Here is a 13,247-nt window from a genome sequence, read left to right as displayed (position 1 = left end):
TTGGATTAGCTTCCTATTATTTCGTATCCGTTGATAAGTATTTTTGTTTAAACTCGCTCAACAAAAACTTGAGAGCGGCTTTCCTTTCTTCCGGATCACCTAATTTACGTTTGCTCAAATTACGGATTTCTAATAAGTTTTCCAATTCTTGGTCATGGTCCTTAGGAAGGATCTCTTCAAGAATAGTACGGATGGTTCCGGCAAGTCCCGCGAACCCTCCTTGGGTGGAGACCGCCACACGGATCGGCCCCCTGTCGAAATATGCAGAAGAATAAAAATCACAAAGAGAAGGATCGTCCGCACAATTGATCCAAATCTTTTTTTGTTTGGCGTATTCCACCAAGTCACGATTGGTCTGTCGATCGTTGGTTGCAGAATATACCAGATCGAAACCGTCTAGGTCGGAAAGCTGGACTTCTCTTGTTTCTATCTTCGCATCTTTAATGGATGAAAGCAGACGAACGGTTTCCGATTTGAATTCTTTAGAGATGACCGTAAGCGTGCAGCCAGTATCTTTTAGATGCTGCAATTTTTCGAGAGCGACATTTCCTCCGCCTACTACTAGCACCTTTTTATTTTCTAATTTTATAAAAACAGGAAGAAGTTTGTTCATACTTCTTCTCCTTGGGAAGCAAATCCTTGAAAATCTAATTCAGGATTTTCCCCGATCAGATGAACGACCGGACCTATATATATAATTCCGGGTCCGGAACTTTGTTTGGATAAACCTTCTTCGATAATTCTACCCAAACTTGTTACGGTTGTCTTTTGATTTTTTAAACTCGCGTTTTCCACAAGAGCCACCGGAACAAGAGAAGAAGCTCCGTTATCGATCAAATTTTTAGAGATCTGTACGATGGATGAAGTCCCCATAAAAAGAGCGATTGTTCCCTTGAACTCTGCAAACCATCTCCAATCAGTGTCTTCTTGCAGAACGGTATGACCATCCATGATCAGAACCTGTCTGGATAATCCTCTATGAGTTAAAGGAAAACCCGCACCGGAAGATCCTGCACTCAAAGCGCTTACTCCCGGAACTATCTCATATGGAATTTTATGTTTTCTTAAAGTTAGTAATTCTTCTCCACCTCTGCCGAATACGAAAGGATCCCCTCCTTTCAAACGTACGACGGTCTTACCTTGGAGAGAATATCTAACAATCAGATCTTGGATCTCTTCTTGGGTTGCGGAATGTTGGCCCGCTCTCTTACCCACATAATGAACAATCGAAGTAGAAGGAAAAAATTCCAAAAAGGAAGAATCTAATAAAGCGTCGTACAGAATTACTTCTGCTTTTTCTAATATTCTCAGGGCTTTTAAGGTCATAAGTTCCGGATTTCCGGGACCTGCTCCCACTAAATATACTTTTCCCACTTCGGTATTCATCAAATTAGATCAATAGGCTCCTACGATCATTCCGGCACCCACAGTATTATTGGTACCTTCATCCACTAAAACGAAACTTCCTGTTCCGCGATTTTCGGAATAACTATCGAACGCGATAGGTTTTGCTGTCCTGATCTTGATCCTTCCGATCTCGTTCAGAGCTAATTGGGAAGACTCCAATTTTTCATGTGTTTGGATATCTATCTTAAAGGAAATTTCCTTAACTGCGGATTTCACGGAACCTGTGGTCTGTCTTAAAAGATATTTATTTCCCGGCACCAAAGACTTAGCGTCCATCCAACAAACTTCGGCCTCCAGATCCTGTGAGACAGTAGGCTGGTGTTTATCGGTTACGATCATATCGCCGCGACTAATATCTATTTCATCTTCCAGAAGAATAGTAACAGACATTGGAGCGAAAGTTTCTTCTATTTCGCTTTCGTAAGTATGAATGGATTTGATCTTAGAACGTAATCCGCTTGGAAGAACAACTATATCGTCTCCTTTTTTGAAAACGCCGCTTCTGACCTGACCGGCATACCCTCTGTAATCGTGATGGTCTTCCGTTTGAGGACGGATCACATACTGAACCGGAAATCTAGGTTCGTGTTTTGTCTCATCCACTTCGATCTCTAGGTCTTCTAAATAACCTAAAAGAGTTTTACCTTTCCACCAAGTCATATTGGGAGAAGGATCTACGACGTTATCTCCATTCAGAGCGGAAATCGGTATGAACTCCAACCCTTTAAAATCCAGATCGGAGGCAAAGTTTTTATAATCTTCCACGATCTCTTCGAAACGTTCTTTGGAAAAATCCACCAAGTCCATCTTGTTGACGCAGATCACTACATGAGGGATTTTTAATAGAGAAGCGATATATGAATGTCTGTAAGTTTGTTCGATCACTCCCTTACGAGAATCGATCAAAATGATCGCAAGCTCTGAATTGGAAGCGCCTGTCACCATATTTCGAGTGTACTGGATATGTCCCGGAGCATCAGCAATGATGAATTTTCTTTTCGGAGTGGAGAAGTATTTATAGGCCACATCGATCGTAATCCCTTGCTCTCTCTCCGCTTTTAGTCCGTCCGTAAGAAGAGCTAAATTGATCTGACCGTTTACCTGGCCTGTTTTCTCGATCGCTTCTAACTGGTCTTGGAATACCGATTTGCTATCGTATAAAAGACGACCGATCAGTGTGGATTTTCCGTCGTCTACACTTCCCGCAGTAATAAAACGTAATAAGTCCATCAGAAGTAACCGCCTCTTTTACGTTCTTCCATCGCAGCTTCGGAACGTTTATCGTCCAATCTAGATCCTCTTTCCGTAGTTCTGGAAGTTTGGATCTCACGAATAATATCATCTAAGGAATTCGCTTCGGATTCCACCGCAGCAGTGCAAGTCATATCACCCACTGTTCTAAAACGAACGGTTTTTTCTTCCACCTTATCGAAAGAATCCAAAGTCACGAATTCTGAAACGGGAAATACTACATTCTCTCTCCAGACAATCTGTCTTTTATGAGAAAAATATAATGAAGGAAGAGGAATATTTTCGGCCTTAATATATTCCCAAACATCCAGCTCGGTCCAATTACTGATTGGGAAAACTCTTACGTTCTCTCCCACGTGGATCTTTCCGTTATAAATATTCCAAAGCTCGGGTCTTTGCAGTTTAGGGTCCCAGCTTCCAAACTCGTCGCGAACTGAAAATACTCTTTCTTTCGCGCGCGCTTTTTCTTCGTCCCTTCTGGCTCCGCCTATACATGCATCGAATTTGAACTCTTCGATCGTATCCAATAGAGTAACGGTTTGGATCGCATTCCTGCTAGGGAACTTACCTTTTTCTTCCACAGCTTTTCCTTGGTCTATGGAATCCTGAACGTATCTAACGATTAATTTTTCTCCGATACGTTTCGCAAGATCATCACGAAATTGTAATGCTTCCGGAAAGTTATGGCCCGTATCGATGTGTACCAATGGAAATGGGAATTTTCCAGGACGGAACGCTTTCAGTGCAAGGTGGACCAAGGTGATCGAATCCTTCCCCCCTGAAAATAAAAGTGCAGGTCTCTCGAATTGAGCTGCAACTTCCCTAAGTATATAAATGGATTCCGCCTCTAGTTGTTGGAGATGCGACAATCGAGTTCTAGTCGTCATACTTCTGATCCTTTTTTTCTTACCAGTTTTCCATCCACCCAATGCAGTCCGCATTCTTTAGTGGATTCATTCTCCCACCACCAGCGGCCGGCCCTGAAATCTTCGCCTGGCATAATAGCTCTTGTGCATGGAGCACATCCGATACTGGGATATCCCTTATCATGAAGAGGATTATACGGAATATTATTGTCTTGGATATACTGTTGTACTTTCTCCCAAGACCAATGCAGAATAGGATGGAATTTCAAAATATCCCTTCCCGTATCCAGCTCCACTTTGGTTAAATTTTCTCTGGAACCAGATTGATCGTTACGAATTCCGGTGATCCAAATTTTAGCTCCCTCTAAAGCCCTGTTCAAAGGGACAACTTTACGAATATGACAACATTCTTTTCTATTTTCTATGGAATCGTAGAAGGAATCGGGGCCCTTCTCATTGATCAGATCCTCTACTGCTTGCGCATCCGGAAAGAATGTTTGGATCCGTTTACCGTACATTCCATTTGTACGTTTATGAAGCTCATAAGTCTCTGTGAACAACCTTCCCGTATCCAAAGTAAAGATACGAATGTCCAAATTTTGGGAATAAATTGCGTGAGTGATTACCTGATCTTCTAGACCAAAGCTTGTGGAGAACACAGCTTGTCCCGGAAATTCTCTGGAAATTTTCGCCAAAGAATCTTCTAAACTTAGGTCTTTTAATTTTGCTTCCAGATCGAATGGACTCATCTAAATCGAACCTTTTACTATTGGACTGGCCAAATTAAGAGTGACCAATATAATGTACCAAAGTTTTATATATTGGATTATTTGTAAAGTATAGTTGATGCTATATGACAAAGTTCCCACCAGAGCCGGGAGAGAATAGAGAATTTTTATAGAATATAGAAAATCTCCGATCTACTTCGAGAATCTTAAATATCTGCCGAATTTACTGGTCAGCAAAAATTCTACAAAAAGAAACTTATAGTTATGTCACACAAATAATGACTAAGCATAACGGATCGATAGGTCTCGAACTGAATATGGATATAATTTATTTCCATATTTCCGAAACTTTTTATGCGTGCAATCCACAATCTTTTTACGAAAAACTTAACGATCCGTCTCCAAAGAACGTCTAACTGCAAGTATTCGATGGAGAAGGGATCGTTTATTTATTTATTGAATTTGTTCTATTTAAGGCTCTAAAGAATGAATTAAAATCGATCTTAATTAAGACTGAACATCGGTCTAATATTCATTTTTTATAACTTTCTTTTTAGCGATTGAGAAGGTATAATATACTAGGTGTAATTGACGAATTACTTATCCTTAGGAATTTTGGATAAAGATGGGAACTATAAATAAAAAAAATATACTAGAGATATTCTCCCGTTATTCAGTCTGGGTTTTACCTACAGTAATATTAATTTCAGACATCCTTGTTAGAGATGAAATATTGCCTACATTCAAACCCTTGCAGTGGGCGTTTTATTTTCTCTCATTTATTTATTCAGTAATCCTATATTCTGCAGCTATCATTCTGCTTAGGATCTTATACCAACAAAAATCTAAGATTGCTTACTATATCGTATTCTCTCTGATCTTATCTTTTTATGTCGGAACGTTATTAGGTTCTTACGGATACTATGCGTATACCGGGATCATGCCTAACTTTTTCGTGTTCTCTTTTATATTTCACGAACCATTGAACAGTTGGACAATCGTGGAAGGCGGTTTTACAAAGTCTTCTTTAGTTTTTGGTCTTCTCTTATTTATCGTACTAGGCACCTCTCTCTGGTTCTCAACTATTAAAGAGCCCCTAAAATACAAATTCCAGACACCGGTACGTATCGGAGTAGTGATCCTCTTTTTAGCGATCAGCGGATTCTTACATAATAATACTAGATTTAACGACCAAGTATATGTTTCCGATACGAATACGATCGCATTTGTTTGGAGGAACTTATACAACCACCTAACAGGAGATAGTTTAGGTTCCGCAGGATTACAGTCCAGGAACAACCCTAGACTTCCTCAAATCGGTTCTAATCCTGGATTTAATGTTCTATTTGTAGTCACTGAAAGTTTAAGAAAGGGAAGTTTAGGAGTTTACGGTTACGAAAGAAACACGACTCCATTCATGTCCAAGTTCGCCCAGACAGCGGACCGTAGCCAATACTTCTTATTCAAAAAGGCGTATTCAAATTCAAGTTCTACTCTTCTATCTTTTCCAAGTATATTAACCGGCGTTTCCCCTTCTCAACCTGTTCCGATGACCCATACATATCCGTTGTTCTGGGAGTATGGTAAATCTGCAGGACTTTCTACATTCTATATCACTAGCCATAATTTGCAGTGGAACAACTTCGAAGGATTTTTCAAAAACTCGGGGATCGATTTCCTTTGGGATAAAGAAAAGAGCGGTTTAAAAGTATTTAACGATATCGGGATTGATGATAGAGAAACCGTAAAAGAATTCAAAAGATATCTTTCCGGATTTAAGACCTCAGGCAAAAGATTCGCGGGAGTACTGCACTTCAATACGAATCATTTTCCGTATATTGTACCGGAAGAATCCAAAGTTTTCGCAGTAGATTCTGTCCCTGACCAATACGATAACTCTGTTCGCCATATGGACAGCCTTCTGGAAGAAGTGTACGCCTATCTCAAAAAAGAAGGTTTCTTGGAGAATACAGTTGTTATCTTTACTTCAGATCATGGAGAATCCCTTTTTGAGCACGATTACCTGGGACATATAGATAGTAACTATGTAGAAACTGTTGCCGTCCCGATGCTATTATACATTCCGAATTCTTTAAAAGAGTCGGTAAATCTACAAGCTATACGTAGGAATACAGATAAACCTGTGGCGAACACGGACCTGATCCCTACTTTCATAGATATTTTAAATCTGGAAAACAACCCAGCGATCAAAAAATATTCTGCGAATCTAGAGGGTAAATCCTTACTCAGAGATATTTACGGAGATCGTAGGATCATCATTACCAATAATAACGAGATTTCTTTGTACAAAGTTGGGATCAGCTATATTAAGGGAAACTATCATTATATAATGAACCTGAACTCTAATCCTTCCAAAGAACGTCTATTCGATCTTTCTAAAGATCCGAAAGAATTAAAAGATCTTTGGGCAGACGCAAACGATGAGAGTAAGATCCAATTTAGAGAAGTAGTAAAAGACTGCGGTGTTTGTGTGGAATTATTCACATCCCAAGGATTGCCTTATGAATCTTCGCAATCAAATTTGGAAACCGCGGAATTAAAGAGAAATTCCGTAAAAGCCGCGGCGTTCTGATCAAACCTTGGATCTTTCGGCAGTAGATCGAAATTCTTTCCAAAATTTATCTAGTTCTTCTTTGTTTTCAGGCTTGGTATGCCAACGCCTATGCAACCAGAAATAATCTGCCGGATGTTTGTATACTTCTTCCTCTAAACGTTTTACCCATTTATAGGTAAATTCTCTCTCCCATAGCTCCGGGTCTTTTCTAGGATCCAGATCCGGTCTTTTGAATTCTTCTACATGAAAGTATAATTTTCCGGTCTCATCGTACCAACTGCTGCAAAATAAGATCGGCACATCGGTCATTCTGGAGAATGTCGCCGGTCCCAAGAAAGTAGAAGCCATATTTCCTAAAAAAGGAAAGAAGGACCCGGTCTTGCCTGCGTCCTGATCCGAGATAAAAGCGACTAACTTTCCTTGTTTCAATAAGGTTAGCGCTTTTCTGGGACTTTCGTCCGTATACACTAATTTGATTCTTTGGGACGCTCTATTCCTTTCGATCCATGCATTGGACCAAGGATTGGACTGTCTTTTCGCAAATACGTATAGATCGTTTTTAGGAGCAGTATAACAAATTGAGACACCCATTGTTTCCCAATTTCCCAAATGACCTAAAACCAGGATCCCTCCCTTCTCAAATAGGCGAGTATGAGTTTCCTTATCCGGCAAGAAGGTCACCCATTTATCTATGAACTTACCGTTCATTCTAGGTTCTTCGCAGAACTCATTGGCCATATGAGAAAGATTTCTGAGGTTATGAAAAATGTACTCTTGTATCTTTGATTCCGATATTTGAGGGAAAGCAGTTCGTATATGTCTTTCTATCCTCTTTTTTGTAGCGCCTGTCGTTTTGGCCAGGAACCGAATTATATAGAATAGGATCTTTCCCCTAAGAACGTAAGGAAAAATAGAAAGAGTGCCTACCAATATTCTCGCGAATATGTACTGTAGGAATTTTTTGACTTTTTGTCTCTCGCTTCTGGGTTTAGGATTCGCCATAATATCAATCCCATGTTTAAAAACAGATCCGAAGAATACCCCGACGGATTTTCAAATTTTAGGATCTTCTCCGGATCTAAAAATAAAAAAAACGAATCGATTGAATACTTAAAAAGAAAAAGAAACCATGGTCGGGTCTAATTTCTCAGGACTTTGTCCGACAAAATGAAAAGGACGATATTATGCCCTTCCAATTTTTAACAAATAGAGTCGCAAGACCCAAAAGAACCTCCGGGATCCTAGTTTTAGTTCTGTTCTCATCTATTCTCTTAATCTCGAGTGGAAACGGATCCGCTACTCCTAAAACCGATCTGAAAGAGGCTCATCAAGGCAAAGGTTTTAAATTTCCCCAAGACCACTTTTTCCATAAAGGCTATAGAGTAGAATGGTGTTATTTCATAGGTATTCTGGATACGGAAGAAGGTAAAGAATTAGGATATGAATTAAGTTTCTTCCGAGCTTACCTTGGACCTAAAGTTGCATTGTATCCTGTCCATTTTGCTATCTCCGACCTGGAAGACGAAAAACATAAGATATCCCAAACCATCGAAAGAGAATTAGGCGGAGTTGCAGGCCAAGACAAGACCAACTTATGGAGCGGGGATTATCGTATGGAAGTTACAGGCCCTGCTGATTTTAGGGTCACTGCGTTTCCTAGGACCGACTCAGGCTTCGGTTTAGAATTAGAACTCAGCGCCAAACCGAAGAACATTCTAACTCACGGCAAAAACGGCAAATCGTTCAAAAGCAGAAAAAATCCCAAATTTTTCTCTTATTATTATAGTATCCCCCGTTTAGAAACCAAGGGCTCTCTTTATTTGGAGGGAAAAGAATATCATGTCAAATCCGGCACAAGTTGGATGGATCATGAATGGAGTAGCCCGGAAGGAACCGAGGCTGCCTTCGATCTTTCTTCCAAGGATATTTCCTGGGATTGGATCTGTATCCAAATGGAAGATGGTTCCGATATCATGGCATTCAATTTCAAAAATAGAGCGGGAGATATAGAGACGTTCGGGACTTATCGCTCTCCCGACGGAAAAATAATATCTTTAGAAAACGAAAACGATCTGAAATTTATTCCGGAAGATAAGACCTGGAAAAGTGATCAATCTGGGAATTCCTACAAATTACGATGGAAATTAATTTCCGAACGATTTAATTTGAATATCACGCCCAGATTCGATGAGCAGGAATTCGACGCAAGATCTAGCACCGGACTAATTTATTGGGAAGGCGCAGTTAAGGTCGGCGGAGAAGTAGAAGGAAAATCCGTAAAAGGAAAAGGTTACCTGGAACTAAAACCATTCCGTTAATTGCCGATCCCAGACGGAGAAAAAACCTTTATCCCTGGCAAACGGTATGGAAAATTGTTCGATGCCCGAAGTGGGTTGCGATTTTTAACGGACTTTAATCCGAATGAGAAATTATTTTTTAAAAAGGATCTTTCTGATCGTTCCTACTATACTCGGAATCACTTTCCTTGTATTTATTCTATCCCATCTGGCTCCAGGTGGACCTTTAGAAAGAGAGATCGCAAAGTTAAGAGGATACGGCAACGAAGACGGAGCTATCTCTTCTTTGATCAACAACGAAGAGATAGAAATTCTAAAACAAAAACTACGTTTGGACAAACCGCTACCCGTTGCTTACTTGTACTGGTTATGGGACGTTGCAAATTTAGATCTGGGAGAATCCAGATTACACTCGCGTCCGGTAAATGAACTTATCTTCGAAAAGATCCCTGTATCTCTCACTTTCGGTCTTTCTGGATTTTTGCTTTCTTATCTGATCTGCATTCCATTAGGAATTCGTAAAGCAATCCAAAGTGGGCAGGCATTCGATAGCGGAACTAGCATCGTCATCCTGATCGCATATTCTATTCCGGTATTCGCTCTTTCCATGCTTTTACTATACGTGTTCTCCTCCGGAGAAGTATTTTCGATATTTCCTTTAGGCCACGAATATTCGGACAACTACGATGATCTGGACTTTTTTGAAAAGATCCTAGATAGAGCAGAGCATATGTTCTTGCCTGTGCTCTGTTATGTTTCCGGATCTTTTGCTATGCTCACTCTTTTGATGAAAAATTCCCTTTTAGATCAGATCTCAAAAGAGTATGTGAGGACAGCAATCTCCAAAGGTCTATCTTTTAAAGATGCGATTTACAAACACGCTTTCCGGAACAGTCTTATCCCGATCGCGACAGGATTCGGTTCTAATCTAAGTTTAGTCTTAGCGGGATCATTGATAATCGAGTTAGTATTCAGCATCGATGGGATCGGATTACTCGGTTTCCAAGCAGTTACGGAAAGAGATACCAACCTGATGATGGGACTTTTATTGATACAGAGTTTTCTTTCGCTGATCGGGAATATTATCTCCGATCTATGTTACGTGATCATAGACCCTAGGATCAATTTCGAAGCATGAACTCTTTAGCAAAAAGAAGATTCGAAAAATTCAGATCCAACACAAAGGCATGGATCTCTCTCTGGATTTTAGGGACTTCTTATATTATTTCCCTATTTGCTCCCATACTTGCAAATAACCAGCCTTGGATCGTCTCTTACGACGATTCCTGGAAATTCCCGATCCTATTCCGTTACACCGATAAAGACTTTGGAGGATCCGAATATTCCCCTATAAATTATAAAAAGCTAAAATTAAGGGAAGATTTCAAAGAAGAAGACGATAACTGGATCTTATTTCCTCCTGTACCGTACGGATACAATGAAGACAATTTAGAGTCGATCGATGATCATGAAAACCCACCTTCTCCTCCTAGTCCAAAACATTGGCTGGGAACGGACGATAGAGGAAGAGATGTGTTCACTCGGATCTTTTATGCATATAGGAATTCTATGAGTTTCGGACTTATATTAGTTTTTATAGAATTTATTTTCGGAACGATTGTAGGCGGGATCCAAGGATATTACGGAAAAAGAACGGATATCATACTCCAAAGGATCATAGAGATTTTATCCGCCATTCCTTTCTTATATTTGATACTCATCATGGGTTCCTTTTTCGGAAGAGGATTTATCGTATTGGGTATCACTTACTCGGCATTGAGCTGGATCGGGATCAGTCTCTATATGAGGGGAGAATTTTACAGATCAAAGTCCCTTACTTACGTAGATGCTGCAAAAGCATTAGGCGCTAGTTCTTGGAGTATTATGAAAAATCACATTCTTCCGAATGCGATCACTCCGCTTGTGACCTTCTTACCTTTTGCACTCATCAGCTCGATCTCAATTTTAAGCGCTCTCGACTTTTTAGGCTACGGAATTCCCGCGCCGAATCCCTCTTGGGGAGAAATGATCAGCCAAGGAAGGGACAATCTAAGAGCTTGGTGGTTGATTGCATTTCCTTCTTTATCTTTAGCGGCAACTATCCTTCTTTCTTCATTTATTGGAGAAGGGATACGCGATTCTTTCGATTCTAAGGAGAAGGTAACGTACGAATGAATTCGGAAACTATTCTCCAAATATCCAACTTGAATCTAGAACTTTCCAAAGAAGGAAAGTTCGTGCCGTTATTGGAAGATATCAACTTCGAGATCCGTAAAGGAGAAGTTCTCGCGCTTGTAGGAGAATCCGGTTGTGGAAAATCGGTTTGTGCTACTGCGATCACAAAATTGCTTCCTCAAGAATCTTTTAGATACACGAATGGAAAGGTTTTATTCCAAGGAACGGACCTTCTCCAAACCGACTCTGAAAGTTTAAGAAAGATCAGAGGAAAAAAAATCTCATACGTATTTCAAGAACCCTTCTCCGCCTTAAATCCTTTAAGCAAAATAAAAGATCAAATGACGGAAGGATTTTTAGAACATGGACTTGGGACCCGTAAAGAAGCGGAAGATAAGGCCGAATATCTTCTTGGAGCGGTAGGAATTACCGACATAAAATTAAGGATGAATTGTTATCCTCATCAGTTGAGCGGCGGAATTTTGCAGCGGGTAGGGATCGGAATGGCGTTAATGTGCGATCCGGAACTTCTTATTGCAGATGAACCTACTTCCGCTTTGGACGTTACTGTCCAGGCCCAGTTGGTGGAACTCCTACTAAGACTCAAGGAAAAGATGAACCTGTCAGTATTATTCATCTCTCATGATTTCGGTTTGGTCAGCCATATTGCGGATCGTATCTGCGTACTTTATGCGGGAAGGATCGCTGAACTCGGAACGGTAGATCAAGTTTTGGACGCACCCAATCATCCTTATACGAAAGATCTTTTGGATTCTTTACCTTCTCATTTTTTTAAGACCGGGATTTTTAAACCGATAGAAGGGAGATTACCTTCTCCCGGAAATTATCCTAAAGGTTGTCATTATTCCGAAAGATGCGATTTCGTATTCTCTCATTGCAATAATGTAAAACCTATATTAAAAAATACGAATGGATCCGGACATCTTTCCGCTTGCTTCTTAAACGATAAAAAGGAACTTGCAGGATGAAACTTTTAGAGATTAAAGATCTGAATGTAAGTTACGGAAAAGAAGGATTTTTCGGCGGCAGAAAATCTGTGATCAAAGCCGTCGAAGATGTAAATCTAGAAATGGAAGAAGGTGAAACCTTCAGCCTTGTAGGAGAATCCGGTTGCGGAAAATCCACATTAGGAAGAGCGATACTCAGGCTTCTCAAATCGGATTCAGGATCCATATTCTTTAGAGGAAAAGAGATCTTAGATTTAAAGGAAAAAGAATTTTTACCTCTCAGAAAACAGATCCAAATCGTATTCCAAGATCCCTATTCTTCTTTAAACCCAAGAAGGAATATTAAGGACATTTTAACGGAAGGACTGTTTATCCACGAGAATTATACGGATAAACAAGCGGAGAAGGAAGCTTCGGAGATCCTAGAAAAAGTGGGCCTATCTCCTGAAATACTAAATAGATATCCTCATGAGTTTTCCGGTGGACAAAGACAAAGGATTGCAATTGCAAGAGCGCTTATCTTAAAACCTAAATTTATACTATTCGACGAAGCGGTGTCGGCTTTGGACGTATCCAATCAAGCCCAGGTGCTTCTTTTATTACAAAAATTGAAAGCAGATTTCGGGCTCTCATATCTATTCATCTCTCACGACCTTGGGATCGTAAAATCTATCTCTGATAAGATCGCAGTCATGTATCTAGGAAAGATCGTCGAGATAGGTACAAAGTCCCAAATAGCGGAAAAACCTTCTCATCCATATACGAAAGCCTTGTTCGGAGCGATATTCGAAGTGGAAAATCGAAAGATCCGAAAAACTCCTCTGCAAGGAGAAGTGCCTAGTATATTAAAAAAACCGAAAGGTTGCCATTTCCATACTCGCTGTCCTATCGCAAAAGAGATCTGTTCCGAAACCTCTCCGGAATGGAAGGACCTAGGCGAAGGCCATAAGTCCTATTGTCATTTTCCGGACGGAAAATAA

At 40.2% G+C, this 13,247-nt stretch carries 12 protein-coding genes; 6 read left to right on the top strand and 6 right to left on the bottom strand.

What is annotated here, in order from left to right; genetic code table 11:
- Positions 1-16 precede the first annotated feature (16 nt).
- From LEP1GSC185_RS03675 to LEP1GSC185_RS03655, 5 genes are read right to left on the bottom strand one after another with little or no spacing between them, the layout of a single operon-like run.
- Positions 17-613 (bottom strand): precorrin-2 dehydrogenase/sirohydrochlorin ferrochelatase family protein, encoded by a 597-nt coding sequence (locus LEP1GSC185_RS03675; protein WP_008595395.1) that lies wholly within the window; start codon positions 611-613, stop codon positions 17-19.
- Positions 610-1,386 carry a uroporphyrinogen-III C-methyltransferase gene (cobA, locus tag LEP1GSC185_RS03670; protein WP_010513992.1) on the bottom strand — a complete coding sequence of 259 codons (777 nt, stop codon included), beginning with the start codon at positions 1,384-1,386 and terminating at the stop codon, positions 610-612. The genes LEP1GSC185_RS03675 and cobA overlap by 4 nt, the downstream gene beginning before the upstream one ends.
- A gap of 9 nt (positions 1,387-1,395) precedes the next feature.
- A complete protein-coding gene (locus tag LEP1GSC185_RS03665) occupies positions 1,396-2,637 on the bottom strand; it encodes a sulfate adenylyltransferase subunit 1 (protein ID WP_008593776.1) in 1,242 nt (413 codons plus the stop codon).
- Positions 2,637-3,545: a sulfate adenylyltransferase subunit CysD gene (gene cysD, locus LEP1GSC185_RS03660; protein ID WP_008594934.1), complete on the bottom strand. Its 909-nt coding sequence runs from the start codon at positions 3,543-3,545 to the stop codon at positions 2,637-2,639. Before cysD ends, LEP1GSC185_RS03665 begins: the two co-directional genes overlap by 1 nt.
- Positions 3,542-4,273, bottom strand: coding sequence for a phosphoadenylyl-sulfate reductase (locus LEP1GSC185_RS03655; RefSeq protein ID WP_008594078.1), 732 nt, complete (start codon positions 4,271-4,273; stop codon positions 3,542-3,544). Before LEP1GSC185_RS03655 ends, cysD begins: the two co-directional genes overlap by 4 nt.
- A gap of 604 nt (positions 4,274-4,877) precedes the next feature.
- On the opposite strand from LEP1GSC185_RS03655, the gene LEP1GSC185_RS03650 reads away from it, so the two are divergent.
- Positions 4,878-6,845, top strand: coding sequence for a phosphoethanolamine transferase (locus LEP1GSC185_RS03650; protein WP_008595284.1), 1,968 nt, complete (start codon positions 4,878-4,880; stop codon positions 6,843-6,845).
- On the opposite strand, the gene LEP1GSC185_RS03645 is transcribed toward LEP1GSC185_RS03650, so the two are convergent.
- Positions 6,846-7,829, bottom strand: a complete 984-nt coding sequence (locus LEP1GSC185_RS03645; protein ID WP_008593594.1) for a lysophospholipid acyltransferase family protein — start codon at positions 7,827-7,829, stop codon at positions 6,846-6,848.
- Between the two features lie 182 nt (positions 7,830-8,011).
- Between LEP1GSC185_RS03645 and LEP1GSC185_RS03640 the strand changes: the two genes are divergently transcribed.
- The 5 genes from LEP1GSC185_RS03640 (at position 8,012) to LEP1GSC185_RS03620 (ending at position 13,247) form a co-directional block, all read left to right on the top strand.
- Positions 8,012-9,145 (top strand): lipocalin-like domain-containing protein, encoded by a 1,134-nt coding sequence (locus LEP1GSC185_RS03640; RefSeq protein ID WP_008594642.1) that lies wholly within the window; start codon positions 8,012-8,014, stop codon positions 9,143-9,145.
- A gap of 103 nt (positions 9,146-9,248) precedes the next feature.
- A complete protein-coding gene (locus tag LEP1GSC185_RS03635; protein WP_008595506.1) occupies positions 9,249-10,262 on the top strand; it encodes an ABC transporter permease subunit in 1,014 nt (337 codons plus the stop codon).
- A complete protein-coding gene (locus LEP1GSC185_RS03630; RefSeq protein ID WP_008594334.1) occupies positions 10,259-11,299 on the top strand; it encodes an ABC transporter permease subunit in 1,041 nt (346 codons plus the stop codon). Before LEP1GSC185_RS03635 ends, LEP1GSC185_RS03630 begins: the two co-directional genes overlap by 4 nt.
- A complete protein-coding gene (locus LEP1GSC185_RS03625) occupies positions 11,296-12,288 on the top strand; it encodes an ABC transporter ATP-binding protein (protein WP_008594003.1) in 993 nt (330 codons plus the stop codon). The genes LEP1GSC185_RS03630 and LEP1GSC185_RS03625 overlap by 4 nt, the downstream gene beginning before the upstream one ends.
- Positions 12,285-13,247 (top strand): ABC transporter ATP-binding protein, encoded by a 963-nt coding sequence (locus tag LEP1GSC185_RS03620; protein WP_008595292.1) that lies wholly within the window; start codon positions 12,285-12,287, stop codon positions 13,245-13,247. Before LEP1GSC185_RS03625 ends, LEP1GSC185_RS03620 begins: the two co-directional genes overlap by 4 nt.

Origin of the sequence: Leptospira licerasiae serovar Varillal str. VAR 010 (assembly GCF_000244755.1) — a bacterium.
GTDB lineage: Bacteria > Spirochaetota > Leptospiria > Leptospirales > Leptospiraceae > Leptospira_B > Leptospira_B licerasiae.
Note: the sequence above shows the minus strand (reverse complement) of the source record. Positions and strands in the feature narration are given on the sequence as shown.

What these genes read in the sequence shown, in the direction of transcription:
- cysD (WP_008594934.1), bottom strand. Translation starts at nt 3,545, where the DNA reads ATGACGACTAGAACTCGATTGTCGCATCTCCAACAACTAGAGGCGGAA.
- LEP1GSC185_RS03650 (WP_008595284.1), top strand. Translation starts at nt 4,878, where the DNA reads ATGGGAACTATAAATAAAAAAAATATACTAGAGATATTCTCCCGTTAT.
- LEP1GSC185_RS03655 (WP_008594078.1), bottom strand. Translation starts at nt 4,273, where the DNA reads ATGAGTCCATTCGATCTGGAAGCAAAATTAAAAGACCTAAGTTTAGAA.
- LEP1GSC185_RS03665 (WP_008593776.1), bottom strand. Translation starts at nt 2,637, where the DNA reads ATGGACTTATTACGTTTTATTACTGCGGGAAGTGTAGACGACGGAAAA.
- LEP1GSC185_RS03635 (WP_008595506.1), top strand. Translation starts at nt 9,249, where the DNA reads ATGAGAAATTATTTTTTAAAAAGGATCTTTCTGATCGTTCCTACTATA.
- LEP1GSC185_RS03640 (WP_008594642.1), top strand. Translation starts at nt 8,012, where the DNA reads ATGCCCTTCCAATTTTTAACAAATAGAGTCGCAAGACCCAAAAGAACC.
- LEP1GSC185_RS03620 (WP_008595292.1), top strand. Translation starts at nt 12,285, where the DNA reads ATGAAACTTTTAGAGATTAAAGATCTGAATGTAAGTTACGGAAAAGAA.
- LEP1GSC185_RS03630 (WP_008594334.1), top strand. Translation starts at nt 10,259, where the DNA reads ATGAACTCTTTAGCAAAAAGAAGATTCGAAAAATTCAGATCCAACACA.
- LEP1GSC185_RS03645 (WP_008593594.1), bottom strand. Translation starts at nt 7,829, where the DNA reads ATGGCGAATCCTAAACCCAGAAGCGAGAGACAAAAAGTCAAAAAATTC.
- cobA (WP_010513992.1), bottom strand. Translation starts at nt 1,386, where the DNA reads ATGAATACCGAAGTGGGAAAAGTATATTTAGTGGGAGCAGGTCCCGGA.
- LEP1GSC185_RS03675 (WP_008595395.1), bottom strand. Translation starts at nt 613, where the DNA reads ATGAACAAACTTCTTCCTGTTTTTATAAAATTAGAAAATAAAAAGGTG.
- LEP1GSC185_RS03625 (WP_008594003.1), top strand. Translation starts at nt 11,296, where the DNA reads ATGAATTCGGAAACTATTCTCCAAATATCCAACTTGAATCTAGAACTT.